This window comes from Onishia taeanensis (assembly GCF_900100755.1).
Classification (GTDB): Bacteria; Pseudomonadota; Gammaproteobacteria; order Pseudomonadales; family Halomonadaceae; genus Onishia; species Onishia taeanensis.
Genome location: NZ_FNCI01000008.1, coordinates 93,133 through 112,462, shown reverse-complemented (window position 1 = coordinate 112,462; position 19,330 = coordinate 93,133). Strand labels below are relative to the sequence as shown.

Below are 19,330 nucleotides of genomic sequence, written 5' to 3'. Positions count from 1 at the left end.
TTCGAGTCAAATGCAACCAATGGCATGACACGATGAACCTTCACGAGTATCAGGGCAAACAGCTGTTTGCCGATTATGGTCTGCCGGTATCCAAGGGCTTTGCCGTGGATACCCCGGAAGAAGCTGCAGAAGCCTGCAAGAAGATTGGCGGTGACAAGTGGGTCGTCAAGGCCCAGGTCCACGCCGGTGGCCGCGGCAAGGCCGGCGGCGTCAAGCTGATCAAGAGCCCGGAAGAAGCCAAGGCGTTCGCCGAGCAGTGGCTGGGCAAGAACCTGGTGACCTTCCAGACCGACGAGCACGGTCAGCCGGTCGCCAAGATCCTGGTCGAGAACTGCACCGACATCGCCAACGAGCTGTACCTGGGCGCCGTCGTCGACCGCACCACCCGTCGCGTGGTGTTCATGGCTTCCACCGAAGGCGGTGTGGAGATCGAGAAGGTCGCCGAGGAAACGCCCGAGAAGATCCTCAAGGCCGAGATCGACCCGCTGGTCGGCGCGCAGCCGTACCAGGCCCGTGAGCTGGGTTTCGCGCTGGGCCTGAACAAGGACCAGATCAAGCAGTTCACCAAGATCTTCCTGGGTCTGTCGAAGCTGTTCCACGACAAGGATCTCGCCCTGCTCGAGATCAACCCGCTGGTGATCACCGACGAAGGCAACCTGCACTGCCTCGACGCCAAGATCGGCCTGGATGGCAACGCGCTCTATCGTCATCCGGACCTGCAGGCCATGCAGGATCCGTCTCAGGAAGACTCCCGTGAAGCCGAAGCGGCCGCCTGGGAACTGAACTACGTGGCGCTCGATGGCAACATCGGCTGCATGGTCAACGGTGCTGGCCTGGCCATGGGCACCATGGACATCGTCAACCTGAACGGCGGCAGCCCGGCCAACTTCCTTGACGTGGGCGGTGGCGCCACCAAGGAACGCGTCGCGGAAGCGTTCAAGATCATCCTGTCCGACGACAACGTCAAGGCCGTGCTGGTCAACATCTTCGGCGGTATCGTGCGTTGCGACATGATCGCCGAGGGCATTATCGGTGCCGTCGAGCAGGTCGGCGTCAACGTGCCGGTCGTGGTGCGTCTGGAAGGCAACAACGCCGAGCTGGGTGCCGAAAAACTGGCGTCCAGCGGTCTGAACATCATCGCTGCTACCAGCCTGACTGACGCGGCACAGCAGGTCGTCAAGGCAGCGGAGGGCAAGTAATGAGTATCCTGATCGATAAGAACACCAAGGTCATCTGCCAGGGCTTCACCGGTGGCCAAGGGACCTTCCACTCCGAACAGGCCATCGCCTACGGTACCCAGATGGTCGGCGGCGTGACGCCGGGCAAGGGCGGCCAGGAGCACCTGGGCCTGCCGGTGTTCAACACCGTCAAGGAAGCCGTTGCCGAGACAGGCGCAGAAGCGTCCGTGATTTATGTGCCGGCGCCGTTCTGCAAGGACTCCATCCTTGAAGCCGCCAATGGTGGCATCAAGCTGATCGTCTGCATCACCGAAGGCATCCCGACCCTCGATATGCTGGATGCCAAGGTCAAGTGCGACGAGCTGGGCGTGCGCCTGATCGGCCCGAACTGCCCGGGCGTCATCACGCCGGGCGAAAGCAAGATCGGCATCATGCCGGGCCATATCCACAAGCCGGGCAAGGTCGGTATCGTGTCGCGCTCCGGCACCCTGACCTACGAAGCCGTCAAGCAGACCACTGACCACGGCTTCGGCCAGTCCAGCTGCGTCGGCATCGGTGGTGACCCGATCCCGGGTTCCAACTTCATCGACATCCTCGAGATGTTCGAGAACGATCCGCAGACCGAAGCCATCGTCATGATCGGCGAGATCGGCGGTACCGCCGAGGAAGAAGCCGCGGCCTACATCAAGGCCAACGTTTCCAAGCCGGTGGTCGCCTACATCGCAGGCGTGACTGCACCTCCCGGTAAGCGCATGGGCCATGCTGGCGCCATCATCTCCGGCGGCAAGGGCACGGCCGACGAGAAGTTCGGCGCGCTGGAAGCCGCGGGCGTCAAGACCGTGCGCTCCCTGGCCGACATCGGCGAGGCCCTGAAGCAGGTCACCGGCTGGTAAGCCAGGACCCGCCTCAAGGCATAAAGGGCACCCTTCGGGGTGCCCTTTTTTATGGGCGGCACTTTTATGGACGGCTTCTTTTATGAATGGCATTGGGCGCTCTTAGCGCTAGTGGCTAGGCGCGCTTGGCTGGCGATGATGGCTCTGGCGGGAGCGGCCGAGCAGCCAGGCCAGCACCGGGGCGCCGGCCAGCAGATACCAGTGATAGGTCACGAAGCGCCAGATCAGGATCGCAGCGGCGGTGGTTTCGCCGCCGAGTGTCGGCAGCAGAAAGGCGCCGATGGTCAGTTCGACGCCGCCGGCACCGCCCGGCAGCAGGCTCAACTGGCCGGCGGCCATGGACAGCATCTGCACCATGAAGGTCCAGACCCAGGCAACATCGACGCCCAGCCCATCGAGGGTCAGATACAGCAGGCTGTAGCGGATGAGCCAGTGAGCGCTGCACAGGGCGAAGATGGCGGCCAGCGCCAGTGGTGGCTGCCTCAGGGTGGTGGCAAGCCCCTGGCGAAATTGCAGTAGCTGCCGGGCCAGGCGGTAACGCCGGGGGCTGGCGAGGCCCAGTCGGGCAAGGGGGGCGAGACTCAGGCGCAGGACGCGGGGCAGGTAAAGCAGCAGCGCGGTCAGGCCTATCAGGATGGCCACTAGGGCGGCCCCAGCCAGCCGAATCAGTTCGGGCTTGGGTCAGGCATCCGGATGCAGCAGGGCATAGCCGCCCATCACGGCCAGGGCGAGCAGGAAGAACAGCATGTCGCAGACCTGGTCGATCAGGAAAATACCCGAGGAGGTCGCAGGGCGAAGGCCGTATCGCTTGAGCAGCATCATCAGGGTCAGCGGCCCACCGCTTCCCCCCGGCGTGGCACAGGTCGCGCATTCGGTGGCCATCACCATGGCGAGTGCCCGGCGTTGACCCAGGTGGTTGCTGCCAGGTGGCGCGAAGCGGCGATCGCCGGGCCCGAGACGGCCGGCCAGCATCAGGCGCAGGCGTAGTGCATTGAGATTCCAGCAACCAAGCACCAATGCCAGCATCAGCGCCAGTTGGGTGAGCGGAAAGTCGAGCAGGGCGGCAAAAGGCGCCATGCCATCGATCAGCAGCGGGATCAGCGCCGCCATCAGCAGGGCCAGGATCAGCAGTGCCCGGCCGCGCAGCAATCGCCAGCCGCGTCTCAGGTTCGCCATCAGCGCTGCCATCATGGGGCTGGCGTTGCGGTGCCGTGAGCTACGCTGGGCGTCGATAAGCTGTGCGCTTGGCCGTCTAGCCATGCTGGCAGCGTGTCGCCGTGGCGAGGGTCGGGGACAGGCTGCGGTAGTGGTCGAGCAGGCCATCGATGACCTTCGACCAGCGGTAATGACGCTCCACGTGGCGCCGGGCATGGCGGCCAATGGCGGCGGCATCATTGAGGAATAGCTCCTCCACGGCGCGTGCCATGGCCTGCGGCGCATGGGGCTCGCAGAGCACGCCGCAGCCCAGCGGCACGTTCTCGATCAAGGCCCCGGCCCGTGCCGCTACGACTGGAAGTCCGCTGGCCATGGCTTCCAGCGCCACCAGGCCGAAGGTCTCGCGGGTGCCGGCGTGCACCATGGCATCGGCACTGGCCAGGGCACGGGCCACCTCATTGGGTGAGCAGCAGCGGCTGATGACGCTGACGTTGTCCGGGACCTGGGTCGGCATTCCCGGCCCCATCAGCAGCAGGTGGTAGCCGCGCCCTAGCCGTTGGGCGGTGGCCAGCAAGTCATTGACGTTCTTCTCCCGGGAGTTGCGACCGGCGAAGACCAGCAGACGCGTGGTGTCGGCAAGGCCGAGGGTCTCGCGCAGCGTCTCCTGGCGCCGGCGGGGGTGAAAGGTGTCGAGATCGACCCCCAGCGGCTGGACGCGTACGCCCTGCACGCCCCAGTCCTCTAGGCGCTCGCCCATCGAGCGACAGGGCACCAGCACGCTGTCGAAGCGCCCGTAAAGATCCGCCACATAGCGCTTGAGGCGCCGGGCCACGGGGGCGCCGAAGCGATCGCCCATCAGCCGCGGCAGGTCCGAGTGGTAGAAGCCGACCACCGGCACCCCTAGCTGCTGACCGGCGTCCAGCGCCGCCCAGGCGGTGACATAGGGGTCGCCGGCCTCGATCAGGTCCGGGCCGAGTTCGACCAGGGCATCGCGCCAGGGGCCGCGTCGCAGCGGGAAGCGATAGCCCTGGCCCAGCGGCAGGCGAAAGGCGGGCAGGGTCTGCAGGGCTCCCAGGGTCTGATGCTCGCCGGCGGGAATCAGCAGGTTAGCCTCGACGTCCGGCAGGGTCGCTAGGTGACGGTGCTTGGCCTGAAGATAGGTGCGCACGCCGCCGCTATCCGGCGCATGAAACATGGTGATATCCGCAAGATGCAAGGCCGTCTCCTTTTGCCGTGGCTATCGCTCAAGGGTAGCGAGGCAATGAGACAATTCGACGACACAACTGCGCCGTCACACCGGCAGATGCTTTAGGCTTGATGGGTGGCGCTTTGCGTTCATGCATGAGACATAGGGTGAGACACTGCCCATACGACAAGGAGATGACGGAATGCCAGCCGACACTGGTTCGGATCGTCAAGGCAAGGACCGCTCAAGCGAGCCTCAGGCGGAAGAGGTGCCATCACAGCATCAAGGAGCCGCTTCCTCGTCAGAGGGCGTGTCGCCCCGAGAGGAGAATTACTACCGTACCGAGCTCGAGTACGCGCTGGGTGCCCCCTTCACCGCCGGTAACCATGTCGATGTGATGCGCAACGGCGTGGAGATATTTCCCGCCATGCTCGATGCCATTGAAGACGCCAAGGCCAGTATCGATCTGGTGACCTACGTCTATTGGACGGGCGATATCGCCCAGCGTTTCGCCGCGGCGCTGGCCCGGCGGGCTCGTGAGGGGATAAGGGTGCGGGTCGTGCTGGATGCGGTGGGAACCCAGAAGATGTCGTCCGAGGTGGTGGCGCAGATGCGCGAGGCCGGCGTCGAGGTGCGGCTGTTTCGGCCGATCAAACTGCCCAGGCCCTGGCAGATCGACAAGCGCACGCATCGCAAGATCATGGTGTGCGATGACCGCCTCGGCTTTGTCGGCGGGGTCGGTATCGCGGCCGAGTGGGAAGGCGACGCCCGCACGCCGGATGAATGGCGCGAGACGCATCTGCGCGTCTCGGGTCCGGCGGTCATTGGGCTGCATTCGGCCTTTCTCGACAACTGGAATGAGTGTGGACCTTGGCAGTGGCAGTCGATTCGCCAGCGGCCACCGGTCCACGAGGATGGCATGCTGGTTCAGTGCGTGCGGGCTTCCTCGACCATCGGTTGGACCGAATCCGCCGCCATGCTGCGCTCGCTGGTGGCGGTCAGCCATGTCCGGCTGCGCATCGTCACCGCCTACTTTGCCCCGGACGAAGCCTTGGTCGAGCAGATGATCTCGGCACTCCAGCGCGGCGTCTCGGTGGAGCTGTTGGTGCCGGGCCGCTACAACGACAGCCGGCTGTCGCAGCTGGCTGGGCAGCCGAGCCTCGAGCGATTGCTCGATGCCGGGGCCAAGGTCTGGGTGTTTCTGCCGACCATGCTGCACGCCAAGGTGATTACCGTCGACGGCCGGCTGGCCTGTGTCGGGTCGGTGAACGTCAATCATCGCTCGATGGGCAAGGACGAGGAATGCTGCGCCCTGATGCTCTCCGATGCCGTGACGGCGACCCTGGATGAGCAGTTCGATGATGATTGCAAGCGCGCGCAGTTGCTGGACGCCGACGAGTTTCGCCAGCGCGGCAGTTGGACCCGCTTCAAGGAGCAGGGCGCTCGGCTATTATTGGAGCAGCTGTGAACTCAGGTACAGGTACTGCGCGGCTTGATCGGCTGCTCGCGTAAGGCCATGAAACGACAGCGCCCCGGCCAGTGATGGCCGGGGCGCTGTGCGTCTTGCCGGTACTCGGTGCCGGATCAGACGGCGGGACGAGCCACCAGCGAGCGGGTCTCTTCACGGGCCTCCGTGAGCGCCACGCGGGTCATGTCGCCCAGCTTGAAGCGCTCTTCGCCTTCGATCTGGATGCGACCTTCCTTATCGTCGATCACCACCTTGTCACGCTCGCTGTGCATCAGCGGCGCCGGAATGAAGGCGGTGGCACCGTTATCGACCAGGCGCACCCGCATGCCGCCGCGATTGATGGCGATAATCTCGGCGTCGAACTCCTGCTGCTCCTTGGCCGACTCGGCCAGGTAGCGCACGTAGAGCCAATCCTTGACGTCGCGCTCGGCCATGCGGTTCAGGCGGCGACGCTCGGTGAGCTGCTCGGTCAGCGCCTGGCTGGCCTCGGCCGGAGCGCTCTCACCCTTGAGCACGCGCTTGATCAGGCGGTGATTGACCATATCGCCATACTTGCGGATCGGCGATGTCCAGGTGGCGTAGGCGGCAAGGCCCAGGCCGAAGTGCGGGCCGGGCAGGGCGGACATGCTGGTGAAGCCCTGGAAACGGCGCAGGCGCACATCGAGCCAGGCATCGTCGCGGGCCTCGAGTTCACGCTTGAGCTCGCGATAGCGCGGTAGTTCCAGCAGGGCCTCGCGTTCGACCTGGATATCCTGGGCGGCGAGGAACTCGTGGGCCGCGTCGGCTTTCTCCGGCTCGAAGGCCCGGTGCACGTTGAAAATGCCATGACCGACCTTGTCGGCCAGCAGATCGGCGCAGCAGGCGTTGGCCGCAATCATCGATTCCTCGATCATGCGGTTGGCGATGCGGCGATCCTCGGTGCGAATGTCCAGCACATTGCCGGCGGCGTCCAGATCGAAGACGTAGTCGGGACGATCCTTGAAGACCAGGGCATGGGCGGCGCGCCAGGCGCTGCGTGCTTCGGTCAGATCGCGCAGGGCTTTAAGCTGCGGTGCGATCGCGTCATCCGGCGCCCAGTCGCCCTTGCCCTCGATCCAGTCGGACACATGGTCATAGATCAGGCGCGACTTCGAGGTCATGTTTGCGGCAAAGAAGCGATAGTCGCCCAGGTTGCCCTCGGCGTCGATGTCCAGCGCGCAGGCCAGTACCGGCCGCTCCTTGCCTTCCCACAGGGAACACAGATCGTCGGCCAGGACTTCCGGCAGCATGGTGACGTTCTGTCCCGGCAGGTAGACGGTGAAGGCGCGGGTGCGCGCTTCCTGGTCGGCGGCGTGGCTCTCGTCGACATAGGCGGTGGGATCGGCGATCGCCACCGTCAGGCGCCAGCCGCCGTTGTCCAGCGTCTCGACGCGCAGGGCGTCATCCATGTCGCGGGTCTTCTCACCGTCGATGGTGAAGAAGGGCTCGGCGGTCAGATCTTCACGCGTGAGGCCTTCATCGGCCATCGGCCAGTCGTCGCCGGCTTCCGGCGAGGCTTGCTCGAGGGCATGACGGGCCAGAGTCACGCGCCAAGGCACGGCCGGGTTGTCGCTCTTGGCGACCAGCTCATCGATCTGCGAGAAGAAGCCGCGGTCGCCTTCTTTCAGCGGGTGGCGCACCAGGCGAGCCACCACCCAGTCGCCATCTTCAATGCTGTCTTCTTCGAGGCTGCGCTTGAGACGCGCCTTGAGCACGTTCTTGACCGACGGGTGGTCTGGCACCACGGCCAGGCGACCTTCACGCTTCTGGACCCGGGCCACGAAACGCTGCAGGCCGATCTCCAGCAGGGTATCCGGCTCGACCGAGGTCTTTTCGCCTTCCTCCTTGAGGATGGCCTTCACCCGGTCGCCGTGAAGTACCTGCTTCATGGCGGGGGGCGGCACGAAGTAGGAGTCGCCGTCGTCGGTTTCGAGGAAGCCAAAGCCCTTGTCGGTGGCCTTGATCACGCCCTCGACCCGGGGCGTGGTATCGCGGATCTGCTGCTTGAGCTGAGCAAGCATCGAGTTGTTCTGAAGCATCGGACACTTTTGCATGGCGGGAAGAGTGGGGCCACTATACGGATTCCGCTAGCCCGCGCCAATCGGGGCGGAGCGCTGCATCACGCTGTGCACGGCCAATCAAGACGTTAGGGGAGGCGACCGGGGTAAGACCGGCGCAGACAGCCATCGACTCCCTTGGGTATGCTAGCGACTACGCTGCCAAGGAGTCCCCATGTCGCCACAGTTGATCGTCACCGACCTCGACCGCACTTTGCTCAACGCTGACCACGATCTGGACCCGCGTACCATCGAGACCTTTCAGGCCCTCGCGGCGCGCGGTCATCACCTGGCCATCGCCTCCGGCCGACACTATCGGGACATTCTGCCCCTGCGCGAGCGGCTCGGCGTGGAGGCCCACATCATCAGCACCAACGGCGCCTATCTGCATGGCCCGGATGATGCGGTGCTATCGACCCAGCATGTGCCTGAGGAGATGGCGCGGGAACTGATCGCGCTTGAACGCCCGGCGGGCATGCGCCTGAACCTCTATCGCGATGACGACTGGCTGATCGATGCGCCGGCGCCGGAGCTTCTGGCCCTGCATGCCCATACCGGTTTTGGCTACCGGGTGGCCGAGCCTGGCGAGCTCGATGGCCGTGGCGTCGGCAAGGTGCTGTTCATCGGCGAGCCGGCGGCGCTGGCAACCATCGAGGAGGCCGTGGAAGCCCGTTACGGTGCTGCTCTGCACCTGACTTACTCCCTGCCCAATTCACTCGAGATCATGGCCGGTGGCGTCAACAAGGGCACCGCCGTGGCGCGACTGCTGGAGCGACTCTCGCTGCCCGCCGACGCCTGCCTGGCCTTCGGTGACAACCTCAATGATACCGAGATGCTGGATCTGGCCGGTCAGGCGTTCGTGATGGCCAATGCTCATCCCGAGCTCCCCGGACGGGTGCCCCAGGCCACCCGTATCGGCCATCATGATGATGCCGCCGTCGCCAGCGTGCTGCGTGAGCGACTGCTGGGCTGACGCGCTCGGTCGTCCATCGCCGAGCTCCGCCGGGCCAGTGATCCGAGCCTGAGCGGTCTCGGCGAAGACAGCGTCTACCACCTTGGTCGCAAGCATCTTGCCGGCTCGGCATGGCATCCACCATGATCACCGTTACTGCCTTGATTTTCTTCATGGCCGGTTGGGCCCGCTGCGGCCTTTCGGTCGGCGCCATGGACTGGGACTGCCATGCTTCTGCTGCGATACCTGCTGTCATGACCCACTCGCCTGCCTCCCTGATCGTGGTCGACGACGACCCGGAAATCCGCGAGCTGCTGGCCGATTATCTCGGTCGCCATGGCTTTCGCACCCAGGTGGCCGCCGATGCCGAAGCGCTGGAGGCACTGCTTGCCGTTGCCATGCCGGACCTGTTGATCGTCGATCTCATGCTGCCCGGTGACGATGGTTTCACCATCTGCCGCCGGGTGCGTCGCGACAGCGAAGTGCCGATCATCATGCTCACCGCCAGCGCCGATGAGACCGATCGCATTCTGGGGCTCGAACTCGGCGCCGACGACTACCTTGGCAAGCCTTTCAATCCCCGTGAACTGCTGGCGCGCATCAAGGCGGTGCTGCGCCGCACGCGCCGGTTGCCCGAGGCGACCGCCGAGAAGGACCCCGCTCAGGCGCGGCTGGTGGCCTTCGGCGAATGGCGACTCGACCGGGTCACCCGCGAGCTGATCGACGCAGGCGGCGAGCGCAGCGCCCTGTCCGGCGCGGATTTTCAGCTGCTGCAGGTCTTCCTCGAGCATCCGGAAGAGGTGCTGTCCCGGGATGCCCTCTATGACTTGAGCCGAGGGCGGCCGGCCCCACCGCTGGATCGCTCGATAGACGTACATGTCTGCCGTCTGCGTCAGCGTTTGGGCGAAGACGCCCAGCACTCCCAGCTGATTCGCACCGTGCGCGGCGCCGGCTATGTGCTGGCGACACGCGTGGATGCGCTGGCGTGAGCGCCGATCCCAGCGCCTCTGACGCCGATGCCAGCGCAGCCCATAGCGCGAAGCAACCCCATGGGTACCTCGGACGACGGCTGAGGCATATCCTGGCCCGGGGCCTGCCGGGCAGCCTGCGCGGGCGCTTCGTGTTGATCATGCTGGTCGGGGTGCTGGGCGCGCAGCTCGCGAGCTACGCGATATGGACCCATCAGGCCCGGGACAGCCGGCTCGAGCAGGTCGATGAACTCTCCCGTAACGTCGCCTACAGTGTCGCCTCCACGGTGCGCTTCTTCCGCTCGCTGCCGGTGGATTATCGCCATATCGTTCTCGATCAGCTGCGCGACATGGGCGGCACGCGCTTCTTCGTCAGCGTCAACGATCACCGCATTCCCATTCAGGACATCGGCCGGGGCCCCGCCCAGACGGTGGTGACCGACAATTTCCGCGCGATCCTGGCCTCCGAGCTTGGCGTCGACAACGCCCGCGTCGAGTTCTCTTCGCCCGATACCCTGCGCCTGTTCAATAACGAAGTGCTGCTGCACGACCTGCCGCCCCGCTGGGGGCGTCACAGCCTGCTGATGGACCCCATCGAGGCGCCGATTCTGGTCGTGCAGCTCCCCCTGGATGCCCAGGGCTGGCTCTATGTGGCGACCTTATTGCCAGTGCCGGAGCTCTTCGATGAGGGCTGGTTGTCCGGCGAACGGCTGTTCGCGGCGCTGATCGTGCTGCTTGCCGTGATTGGGCTGTCGCTGCTCGGTATCCGCAGCGCGACTCGGCCACTGGCGCGATTGTCGAGGGCGGCGCGGCGGCTCGGCGACGATCTGGACAGCCCACCGCTACGTGAGACCGGCCCCCGCGAGGTGGCGGCCACGGCGGTGGCCTTCAACCGCATGCAGCAGCGCATCCAGCACCAGGTCGAGGAACGAGAGCGGCTATTCACGGCGATCTCCCATGACTTGAAGACCCCCCTGACGCGGATGCGCCTGCGCGCCGAGATGCTCGATGACGACCATCAGCGCGAGCGCTTCTGCGCCGCCCTCGACGAGCTGGACCTGCTGGTCAAGGGCGCACTGGCGTCGGTCAGGGGGCTCGACCTGCACGAAGCCGTCGAGCCGGTCGATGTGCGAGGCCTGCTCAAGGGCCTCGCCGAGGAGATGGCCCTGCAGGGCGGCGAGGTGACGGTCACCGGCCACGCCTTGCCGCTTGGTGCCAAGCCACTGGCGCTCAAACGCTGCCTGGCCAACCTGCTGGAGAACGCCGTCTTCTATGGCAAGCGCGCCGAGGTGCACCTCGAAGACAGCTCGACGAAGCTACGGATCACTTTGCGCGATCACGGCCCCGGCATTCCCGCCGGGCAGCGCGAGCGGGTCTTTGCACCCTTCGTGCGCCTGGAGCCCTCGCGCAGCCGCCATACCGGTGGTAGCGGGCTGGGGCTTGGGATCGCCCGGCACATCTTGCGGGCCCACGGCGGGGAAATGGGGCTTGATAATCATCCAGACGGCGGCCTGGTGGTGATCCTCGAACTACCCCGTTGTGCCGATGTTGACTCAACACATGACGCAGACGTGATATGACCCCAAGCGGGACCAGCGATACTCACAAAGGCGTGGTAGCGACCTTGGTCTTATCGACTTTTTGCCTATAAACATTAGTTTAATCAGTGGGTTATATGTTTCAGTCATGTAATAAACCCGCAACACTATCCAGCACTAGGTAACCCCTCACCTGGCCGCGAATGGGGTAGCGTGTCATCAGCCGCGAGTGAATCGGCTCACGACAACCAATAACAATCGATGGAGACACGCCCCATGCGCTCACTGCTGAGATTCCCGCTCAAGAAGACCCTGCTCGGTTTTGCCGTCACCGGCGCCGTGGCATCGGCCCCGGTACAGGCCGGCGAGGTCGAGGTGCTGCACTGGTGGACGTCCGGCGGCGAGGCCCGGGCGGCCAACGTGTTGAAAGAATTGATGGAGGCCGAAGGCCACACCTGGAAGGACTTTGCGGTGGCCGGCGGCGGTGGTGAAACCGCCATGACGGTGCTCAAGTCCCGTGCCATGTCCGGCAACCCACCGTCGGCAGCACAGATCAAGGGCCCCGAGATTCAGGAGTGGGGCGAGCTTGGTCTGCTCGGTAATCTGGATGACGTGGCCCAGGCCGAAGACTGGGACAGCCTGTTGCCCGAGGTGGTCGCCAATATCATGCGCCACGACGGTCACTATGTGGCGGTGCCGGTCAACGTGCACCGGGTCAACTGGCTTTGGGCCAACCCCCAGGCGCTCAACAAGGCCGGCGTCGAGGTGCCGACGAGCATCGATGACATGTTCGAGATCGCCGACGACCTGCGCGAGGTGGGCGTCATCCCGCTGGCCCACGGTGGGCAGCCCTGGCAGGACGCCACGGTGTTCGAGACGGTGGTCCTTGCCGAGGCCGGCCCCGACTTCTATCGCCGTGCGCTGGTCGAGCTCGACCCCGAGGCTCTCAACAGCGAGACCATGATCGACGCCCTGACCACCTTCAAACGCATGCGTACGCTGATGGATGACGGCATGTCGGGGCGCGACTGGAACATCGCCACCTCGATGGTGATCGGCGGCCAGGCCGCCATGCAACTGATGGGCGACTGGGCCAAGGGCGAGTTCACCGCTGCCGGCCTGACCCCGGGCGAGGATTATATCTGCGTGCCGGCGCCGGGCACCGAGTCGGCCTTCACCTTCAACATCGACAGTCTGGCGATGTTCAAGGCCAGAGATGAAGAGGCACAGGCGGCCCAGGATGACCTGGCACGGCTGGTGCTGGAACCGACCTTCCAGGAGGCCTTCAACCTGGCCAAGGGCTCGATCCCGGCCCGTTCCGACCTGGACATGAGCGCCTTCGATAGCTGCGCCCAGCGCTCCATGGCCGACTTCAAGGCAACCTCCGAGAACGGTGGCCTGGTGCCCAGCATGGCACACGGTATGGCGGTGCGTGCCTCGGTACAGGGCGCCATCTTCGATGTGGTCACCAACTTCTTCAACGACCCGGACATGAGTCCCGAGGCCGCCGCCGAGCGGTTGGCGAACGCTGGCAGCTCGCTGCTCTAGGCAATGTCTGAAAAGTACTGCGCTCGCCCATACGACGTTAAAAATCGGCTCAAGATGCTCATTTACACCCCGTAAACTCCGCTCTTTCGCCAATTTTTGCCTTGTCTGGCCTTCGCTCGTCGACTTTTCAGGCAAAGCCTAGGCTCGTCGCCGCCCGCCCGGTGCCTGGCGCCGGGCGGGCCTCTCCCGTCTTTCGGTTGACGAGGCCCTGGCCTCGAGGACGTACTCATGTCGACTTCTCTCTCCCCGGCGCGCGCCGCACGCGCGCCCGTCAAGCGCTCGGCGCTTGGCGCCCTGACCGACTGGATTCCACGCCTGGTGCTGGCGCCGTCGGTCGCCGTGTCGCTGTTCTTCGTCTACGGCTTCATGATCTGGACCTTCGTACTGTCGCTGACCAACTCGCGGATGCTGCCGAGCTACGACTTCGTCGGCTTCGCTCAGTACGCACAGCTGATGGCCAACGACCGCTGGTGGGTCGCCGCCACCAATCTGGTGGTCTTCGGCGGCTTGTTCGTCGGCATCTGTCTGGTGCTGGGCGCTGGCCTTGCGATCCTGCTCGATCAGCGCATCCGCCAGGAGGGCAGCCTGCGCACCATCTATCTCTATCCCATGGCGCTGTCGTTCATTGTCACCGGCGTGGTCTGGAAGTGGCTACTCAATCCGAGCCTGGGCCTGCAGGCCATGGTGCGCGGCTGGGGCTTCGAAGGCTTCACCTTCGACTGGCTGGTGAACCCGGACATGGCGGTCTACACCCTGGTGATTGCGGCCGTCTGGCAGGCCTCGGGCTTCGTCATGGCGCTGTTTCTGGCCGGGCTGCGCGGCATCGACGACAGCATCATCAAGGCCGCCCAGCTCGACGGCGCCAGCCTGCCGCGTATCTATGCCCGGGTGGTGATGCCCTGCCTGCGGCCGGTGGTGTTCAGCGCGGTGATGATCCTCTCGCACATCGCCATCAAGAGCTTCGATCTGGTGGTGGCGCTGACCGGCGGTGGTCCCGGCTATGCCTCGGACCTGCCCGCTACCTTCATGTATACCCATGCCTTCACCCGTGCCCAGATCGGGCTGGGCTCGGCCAGTGCCATGCTGATGCTGGGCGGGGTGCTGGCGATCCTGATTCCCTACCTGTATTCCGAACTGCGGAGCCGCCGTCATGGATAACGTGATTCGCCGACGCACCCCGGGCGCGCGGCTGGCCCGGGCGGCGCTCTACGCCGTGCTGATCGTCATGGCGCTGTTTTACCTGTTGCCGCTTTTGATCATGCTGCTGACCTCGATCAAGCCGCTCGACGAGATCGGCGCCGGCACGCTGCTGGCGCTACCCGAACACCCGACCCTGGCGCCCTGGGTCAACGCCTGGGGCGAGGCCTGCACCGGCATGCGCTGCGAAGGGGTGGGCGGTTACTTCTGGAACTCCTTTGCCATCGTGATCCCGGCCGTCGCCATCTCTACCGTGGTGGGCGCCCTGAATGGCTATGCCCTGACCAAGTGGCGCTTTCGCGGCTCGGAGCTGGTCTTCGCACTGATGCTGTTTGGCTGCTTCATTCCCTTCCAGGTGGTGCTGCTGCCCATGGCGCAGACGCTGGGTTGGCTTGGGCTGTCGAGCTCGCGGGCGGGGCTGGTGCTGGTGCACGTGGTGTTTGGCATCGCCTTCACCACGCTGTTTTTCCGCAACTTCTACGTCGCGGTGCCAAGCGAGCTGGTCTCGGCGGCCAAGCTCGACGGTGCCGGCTTCTTTCGCATCTTCTGGCGCATCCTGCTGCCGGTGTCGGCGCCGATCATCGTAGTCTCGGTGATCTGGCAGTTCACCCAGATCTGGAACGATTTCCTGTTCGGCGTGGCCTTCTCTGCCCACGACACCCAGCCGGTCACGGTGGCGCTGAACAACCTGGTCAACACCTCCACCGGGGTGAAGGAATACAACGTCAATATGGCCGCGGCAATGATCGCCGCGCTGCCGACCCTGGTGGTCTATGTGCTGGCCGGCAAGTATTTCGTGCGGGGTCTGACCGCAGGCTCGGTCAAGGGCTGATGGCTTTTCAAAGAAAAAGCTGAAGGCTCCTCAAGGAAAAGGCTGAAGGCTCTTCAAGGAAACAAGCTGAAGGCTCCCGAAAAATGGCGACGCCCGGTCGCCATGGCCGTGCCATCACGATGCGAACAATAACGAGGTAATCACCATGTCAGCTTTGGAAATTCGTGAGGTCCGCAAGGACTTCGGTAGTACCCGGGTCCTCAAGGACGTCAGCCTGGCCATCGATTCCGGCGAGTTCCTGATCCTGGTCGGGCCGTCGGGCTGCGGTAAATCGACGCTGATGAACGCCATCGCCGGCCTCGAGCCGGTCACCGACGGCCAGATTCTGATTGGCGGCGATGACATCACCTGGCGCACGCCGGCCGAGCGCGATATCGCCATGGTTTTCCAGTCCTATGCGCTTTACCCCAGCATGACGGTGCGCCAGAACATCGCCTTCGGTCTGGAAATGCGCAAGGTGCCCAAGGCCGAACGCGCCGAGGCGGTGGAGCGGGTCGCCGACCTGTTGCAGATCACCCACCTGCTCGAACGCAAGCCGGCCCAACTCTCTGGCGGCCAGCGCCAGCGGGTGGCGATGGGGCGTGCACTGGCTCGGGAGCCGCAGATCTATCTGTTCGACGAGCCGCTTTCCAACCTCGACGCCAAGCTGCGCGTCGAGATGCGCACCGAGATCAAGAAGCTGCATCAGCGCCTTGGCACCACCATCGTCTATGTGACCCACGATCAGATCGAGGCCATGACCCTGGCCGACAGCATTGCGGTGATGCGTGATGGCCATATCCTGCAGTTGGGCTCGCCGGATGAGGTCTATAACGACCCCGTCGACATGTTCGTGGCAGGCTTCATGGGGTCTCCGTCGATGAACTTCATCACGGCGACGCTCGAAGGTCAGGTCGGCGACTATCGGCTACGCATTACCACTCCCGAGGAGCAGGAACTGGTGTTGCCCTGGCCGGCGGATCGGGTCACCAGCGAACTTGCCGGCCATCTCGGCCAGCAGGTGGTATTGGGGCTGCGCCCGGAGCATTTCAGCGAGCAGGACGCACGGCTCGAGGGGCAGCAGGAAGGCACTTTGCTCGAGACGCGTGTCACCGTCGTCGAGCCGACCGGCGCGGATATCCTGCTGCGCCTGCCGCTGGGGGATAGCGAAGTGACGGCGCGGGTCGGCCCCAAGTGCCCGGTGGCGGCCGGTGAGCGACTCGCGCTACGCGTCGACATGGGCCGCGCGGTGCTTTTCGATCCACAGAGTGAACGCCGGCTGGCCTAGTCGCCGTTCATCATGCCGGCGAGACGCCAACGTCGATACGAAACGGCCCCCGTCATTCGGCGGGGGCCGTTGCTTTTGATACGGAGCGTAATGCCTGACGCGTTAGTGCACGGTGATGACGGTGCAGTTGGCTGAGTGGCTGACCTTATGGGAGACGCCGCCGACGACAAGGCTCGAGAAGTCGCCCAGCCCCCGGCTGCCCATGATGATGGCATCGACACCGAGTCGCTTGGCCTGCTCGAGGATGGTGCGGCTGGGTTCACCCTGGGCGAGGGTCGTATCGATATGCTTGGCCCCCAGCGCGCTGGCTTCTCGGGAGGTCCGGTCGATCAATTCGCGGCCGTACTTCTCGAGTTCGCTCGAGGTCGTCTCCAGCGTCACAGCACCGATTCCCCATATCAGCGTGGTCTCATGGGCCAGCGCTTCGGGGATATGCAGGATATGCAGGGTGGTGTCGCTGTCCTTGATCAACTGACAGGCGACTTCCAGGGCCTTGTGGGCATGTTCGGAGCCGTCGACGGGCACCATGACCGATTTGAACATCGCATCATCTCCTTAATGAGTATGCCTTTAATCCTAGCCCACACGCCGTTACCTAGCTTGATTTCGATCAATTCCCGCGGAGTTGGTTTCAGGTGTCGCCGCGCTGTTTGCCCTGCTCCTGATTTGAGGCGTCATCGAGCCGTGATAGGCGCTGCCAGAGCTCGCGGCGTAGCTCCACGAGCCGAGGCGCCTCGCCGGCCTCGAAGGGTAGTGGCCGGGATAGCCCCAGCGCCTTGAGCCCCAGGCGTGCGCTCATCAGGCCGACCCCCAGCCCTTGGGCGGCGCGGGTCGAGAGTCGTCCGGCGAGGTCCATCGACAGCCATTCCATGCCGATGTCGCTGGCAAGCTCGCTGGTGCCGGCAAAGGCGACGTTATAGAGCACCTGGCGGAACAGCTTGAGGCGGCTGGCATAGCCAAGTTCCAGCCCATAGAGCCGGGCGAGGCGGTCGATCATGGCCAGGTTGCGCCAAGCCACCAGCGCCATGTCGAGCAGCCCCAGCGGGCTTGCCGCGACCAGCACGGCGGTATCGCCGGACATCCGTGCGATCAGCCGCCGGGCCTCGCGATCGCGAGGGGCAAGCAGGTGGTGCGCGAGCAGCACGCGCTGCTCGGCGCCGCCATGGTGATCGTCTTTGGCGGCGAGATAGCCCTGCCAGTGAGGGTGGTCCGCTTCAAGGTCGAGCCGCTCCCTGAGTGTTTCGGCGAGTCGCTGGGCCTGCTGTGGGGTGGCCTCGCTGATCTCCTCGAGACGCTCACGCAGGGCGCCGTGGCGACGCAGACGCCGCAGACGCAAGAGTTCCTTGGCGATGGCCTTGCCGGCAAGTCCCAGCCCCGCAAGCAAGAGAAGGCTCCAGGCGCCGGCCAGCCAGTCACCGTCAAGAGCCGCGATGAAGGTGGAGTGCGCTGCCTCCACGCCACCCAGCAGCAAACCGCCGCCGAGCAGGCCAAGTAGCCCCCAGCGGCGACGCTTGGGTTTGGCGAGGCCTGCGGCCAGGTCGGCCTCGGCGGTTGATTCGTCGTCCAGCGGGCGGCTGGCCTGCGCCTCGGGAAAGGCCTGAGCGGGGCGCGGATCCCGGTAGCCGGGATCGAGCTCCACCGCTGGATCTTCCGAGAAGCGCTGGGCGGGGCGAGGGTCGGTCATTGCAGTTTGTCTCCGAGCAGCCAGTCGAGGGTCGCATCGAGGCGGATATGAGGCAGCGCCCCCTGGCCACGAGGGGCTGGGCGGAAGGCACGGAAGTCAAAGCCCTGGCGGGCCCAGAAATCGGCATCGGGCAGTCGGGACGGCACCTCGCCGGGAAACACCAGCACCGATTCATTATCTAGGGTGGTGCCGCGCAGCGCAGGGGTGGTGCGGCCCTGGTGTTCGACGCTATGGGCGCTGGTGGTGCGGATCGACGCCAGCGAGAAGGCATTGACCGGCACGTCGGCGAAGCGCAGATCCTTGAGCGGCTCGGCGAGCAGCGCCTCGAGCAGGCTCACCAGATGGGAATGCTGCTCCGGGGTGACGTGATCGGCCTTGGTCGCGGCGATGGCCAGGCGGTCGATGCGCGGCGTGAACAGCCGCGACAGCAGGCTGCGGCGGCCGTAGTCGAAGCTCTTCATCAGGGTGCCCAGGGCGCGGGACAGATCGGCGAAGCGGTCCGGCCCGGCATTCAGGGCGCCGAGCACGTCGACCAGCACGATCTGGCGGTCGAAGCGCCGGAAATGCTCCTGATAGAAGGGCCTGACCACGTGGCGCTGATAATAGTCGAAGCGCCGGGCCAGGGTCTGGTAGACGCTGTCTGCCGGCAGCGTCTTGAGCCGGTCACGGTCCTCTTCGCCTAGGCCGGGCAGCGGGAAAAACTGCAGCACCGGGGCGCCGTCTAGCTCTCCCGGCAGCAGGAAACGACCGGGCTGCAGGTCGGCAAAGCCCGCTTCACGGGCAGCACGCAGCCCGGATGCATAGGCATCGGCGATTTCTGCAAGGCGCGCCTCATCGGCGGTGGCCGCCGGGTCGAGATCGGCAAGCGATGCGCGCCAGTCGGCGAACAAAGCAGCGTACTCGCCGTCATCGTGTGCCGGGCGAGAGGCGCTCCAGCTCAGGTAGTCATGATCCAAAAGCGGCAGGTCGAGCAGCCACTCGCCGGGGTAATCGATCAGATCCAGGGTCAGGGTCGCCGCACTTCGGGCTAGCAGGCCGCTGCGCTTGGGGCGATAGCGAATCGCCAAGCGCAGCTCGCTGATGCCCCGCGTCGGGTCGGGCCAGCGCGGCGGGTCCGCATCCAGCGCTGCCATGGCCGGGTCGTAGGGGAAGCGCGGCACGCCAAGGTCCTGCTGGGCGACCCGCTGGGCGCCCAGCAGGCGACCCTCACGGGCGGCGGGCAGTAGATCGAGGCGCGCCTCGAGCCCGGCATGTCGAAGCTGGTGAACCAAGGAGGTCAGAAAGGCGGTCTTGCCGGCACGAGACAGGCCGGTGACCGCCAGCCGCAGCTGGCGGTCGCGGCCGCGCTCGAGAAGATCATGAAATTCGCGAGCCAGGGGCTGGCGCATG

At 65.2% G+C, this 19,330-nt stretch carries 15 protein-coding genes and 1 pseudogene; 10 read left to right on the top strand and 6 right to left on the bottom strand.

Going from position 1 to position 19,330, the window contains the following annotated elements; genetic code table 11:
- The first annotated feature begins 32 nt into the window (after positions 1-32).
- On the top strand, positions 33-1,199 hold the full coding sequence (sucC, locus tag BLR71_RS11410; protein ID WP_092526248.1) for an ADP-forming succinate--CoA ligase subunit beta: 1,167 nt from the start codon (positions 33-35) through the stop codon (positions 1,197-1,199).
- Positions 1,199-2,071 carry a succinate--CoA ligase subunit alpha gene (sucD, locus tag BLR71_RS11405; protein ID WP_092526245.1) on the top strand — a complete coding sequence of 291 codons (873 nt, stop codon included), beginning with the start codon at positions 1,199-1,201 and terminating at the stop codon, positions 2,069-2,071. The genes sucC and sucD overlap by 1 nt, the downstream gene beginning before the upstream one ends.
- A gap of 108 nt (positions 2,072-2,179) precedes the next feature.
- Here sucD and BLR71_RS11400 read toward each other — a convergent pair.
- Together BLR71_RS11400 and BLR71_RS11395 are read right to left on the bottom strand one after the other, a co-directional pair.
- Positions 2,180-3,247, bottom strand: a pseudogene (locus BLR71_RS11400) (lysylphosphatidylglycerol synthase transmembrane domain-containing protein).
- Between the two features lie 76 nt (positions 3,248-3,323).
- A complete protein-coding gene (locus BLR71_RS11395; RefSeq protein ID WP_092526242.1) occupies positions 3,324-4,442 on the bottom strand; it encodes an N-acetylglucosaminyl phosphatidylglycerol synthase in 1,119 nt (372 codons plus the stop codon).
- A 172-nt stretch (positions 4,443-4,614) separates the two neighbouring features.
- Between BLR71_RS11395 and BLR71_RS11390 the strand changes: the two genes are divergently transcribed.
- On the top strand, positions 4,615-5,880 hold the full coding sequence (locus BLR71_RS11390; RefSeq protein WP_092526239.1) for a phospholipase D-like domain-containing protein: 1,266 nt from the start codon (positions 4,615-4,617) through the stop codon (positions 5,878-5,880).
- A 116-nt stretch (positions 5,881-5,996) separates the two neighbouring features.
- Here BLR71_RS11390 and BLR71_RS11385 read toward each other — a convergent pair whose 3' ends face one another.
- Positions 5,997-7,937, bottom strand: coding sequence for an exoribonuclease II (locus BLR71_RS11385; RefSeq protein WP_092526236.1), 1,941 nt, complete (start codon positions 7,935-7,937; stop codon positions 5,997-5,999).
- Positions 7,938-8,130: 193 nt separating this feature from the next.
- Between BLR71_RS11385 and BLR71_RS11380 the strand changes: the two genes are divergently transcribed.
- The 7 genes from BLR71_RS11380 to BLR71_RS11350 all read left to right on the top strand — a co-directional run bounded on the left by BLR71_RS11380 (position 8,131) and on the right by BLR71_RS11350 (position 16,257).
- The gene (locus BLR71_RS11380) at positions 8,131-8,928 is read left to right on the top strand and encodes an HAD family hydrolase (protein WP_092526233.1); all 798 of its coding nucleotides are present in this window, start codon (positions 8,131-8,133) and stop codon (positions 8,926-8,928) included.
- A gap of 233 nt (positions 8,929-9,161) precedes the next feature.
- Entirely contained in the window at positions 9,162-9,896 is a 735-nt protein-coding gene (locus tag BLR71_RS11375) for a response regulator (RefSeq protein ID WP_092526315.1), read from the top strand.
- Between the two features lie 140 nt (positions 9,897-10,036).
- Positions 10,037-11,455 carry an ATP-binding protein gene (locus BLR71_RS11370; RefSeq protein WP_092526312.1) on the top strand — a complete coding sequence of 473 codons (1,419 nt, stop codon included), beginning with the start codon at positions 10,037-10,039 and terminating at the stop codon, positions 11,453-11,455.
- Positions 11,456-11,689: 234 nt separating this feature from the next.
- Positions 11,690-12,961 (top strand): ABC transporter substrate-binding protein, encoded by a 1,272-nt coding sequence (locus BLR71_RS11365; RefSeq protein ID WP_092526231.1) that lies wholly within the window; start codon positions 11,690-11,692, stop codon positions 12,959-12,961.
- Positions 12,962-13,189: 228 nt separating this feature from the next.
- Complete coding sequence (locus BLR71_RS11360; RefSeq protein ID WP_092526228.1) at positions 13,190-14,119, top strand: carbohydrate ABC transporter permease; 930 nt, start codon at positions 13,190-13,192, stop codon at positions 14,117-14,119.
- A complete protein-coding gene (locus BLR71_RS11355) occupies positions 14,112-14,990 on the top strand; it encodes a carbohydrate ABC transporter permease (RefSeq protein WP_092526225.1) in 879 nt (292 codons plus the stop codon). Before BLR71_RS11360 ends, BLR71_RS11355 begins: the two co-directional genes overlap by 8 nt.
- A 145-nt stretch (positions 14,991-15,135) precedes the next feature.
- The gene (locus BLR71_RS11350) at positions 15,136-16,257 is read left to right on the top strand and encodes an ABC transporter ATP-binding protein (protein WP_092526222.1); all 1,122 of its coding nucleotides are present in this window, start codon (positions 15,136-15,138) and stop codon (positions 16,255-16,257) included.
- Positions 16,258-16,359: 102 nt separating this feature from the next.
- On the opposite strand, the gene BLR71_RS11345 is transcribed toward BLR71_RS11350, so the two are convergent.
- From BLR71_RS11345 to BLR71_RS11335, 3 genes are all read right to left on the bottom strand, one after another.
- Positions 16,360-16,800, bottom strand: coding sequence for a universal stress protein (locus BLR71_RS11345; RefSeq protein ID WP_092526220.1), 441 nt, complete (start codon positions 16,798-16,800; stop codon positions 16,360-16,362).
- Between the two features lie 88 nt (positions 16,801-16,888).
- The gene (locus tag BLR71_RS11340) at positions 16,889-17,941 is read right to left on the bottom strand and encodes a TIGR01620 family protein (RefSeq protein WP_092526217.1); all 1,053 of its coding nucleotides are present in this window, start codon (positions 17,939-17,941) and stop codon (positions 16,889-16,891) included.
- A complete protein-coding gene (locus tag BLR71_RS11335; protein WP_092526214.1) occupies positions 17,938-19,329 on the bottom strand; it encodes a YcjX family GTP-binding protein in 1,392 nt (463 codons plus the stop codon). The genes BLR71_RS11340 and BLR71_RS11335 overlap by 4 nt, the downstream gene beginning before the upstream one ends.
- Between the last annotated feature and the right edge of the window lies 1 nt (position 19,330).

Bases quoted from the DNA above. Each gene is read 5' to 3' on its own strand.
- sucC (WP_092526248.1), top strand. From the start codon at position 33: ATGAACCTTCACGAGTATCAGGGCAAACAGCTGTTTGCCGATTATGGT.
- sucD (WP_092526245.1), top strand. From the start codon at position 1,199: ATGAGTATCCTGATCGATAAGAACACCAAGGTCATCTGCCAGGGCTTC.
- BLR71_RS11390 (WP_092526239.1), top strand. From the start codon at position 4,615: ATGCCAGCCGACACTGGTTCGGATCGTCAAGGCAAGGACCGCTCAAGC.
- BLR71_RS11385 (WP_092526236.1), bottom strand. From the start codon at position 7,937: ATGCTTCAGAACAACTCGATGCTTGCTCAGCTCAAGCAGCAGATCCGC.
- BLR71_RS11380 (WP_092526233.1), top strand. From the start codon at position 8,131: ATGTCGCCACAGTTGATCGTCACCGACCTCGACCGCACTTTGCTCAAC.
- BLR71_RS11375 (WP_092526315.1), top strand. From the start codon at position 9,162: ATGACCCACTCGCCTGCCTCCCTGATCGTGGTCGACGACGACCCGGAA.
- BLR71_RS11370 (WP_092526312.1), top strand. From the start codon at position 10,037: ATGCTGGTCGGGGTGCTGGGCGCGCAGCTCGCGAGCTACGCGATATGG.
- BLR71_RS11365 (WP_092526231.1), top strand. From the start codon at position 11,690: ATGCGCTCACTGCTGAGATTCCCGCTCAAGAAGACCCTGCTCGGTTTT.
- BLR71_RS11360 (WP_092526228.1), top strand. From the start codon at position 13,190: ATGTCGACTTCTCTCTCCCCGGCGCGCGCCGCACGCGCGCCCGTCAAG.
- BLR71_RS11355 (WP_092526225.1), top strand. From the start codon at position 14,112: ATGGATAACGTGATTCGCCGACGCACCCCGGGCGCGCGGCTGGCCCGG.
- BLR71_RS11350 (WP_092526222.1), top strand. From the start codon at position 15,136: ATGTCAGCTTTGGAAATTCGTGAGGTCCGCAAGGACTTCGGTAGTACC.
- BLR71_RS11345 (WP_092526220.1), bottom strand. From the start codon at position 16,800: ATGTTCAAATCGGTCATGGTGCCCGTCGACGGCTCCGAACATGCCCAC.
- BLR71_RS11340 (WP_092526217.1), bottom strand. From the start codon at position 17,941: ATGACCGACCCTCGCCCCGCCCAGCGCTTCTCGGAAGATCCAGCGGTG.
- BLR71_RS11335 (WP_092526214.1), bottom strand. From the start codon at position 19,329: ATGCGCCAGCCCCTGGCTCGCGAATTTCATGATCTTCTCGAGCGCGGC.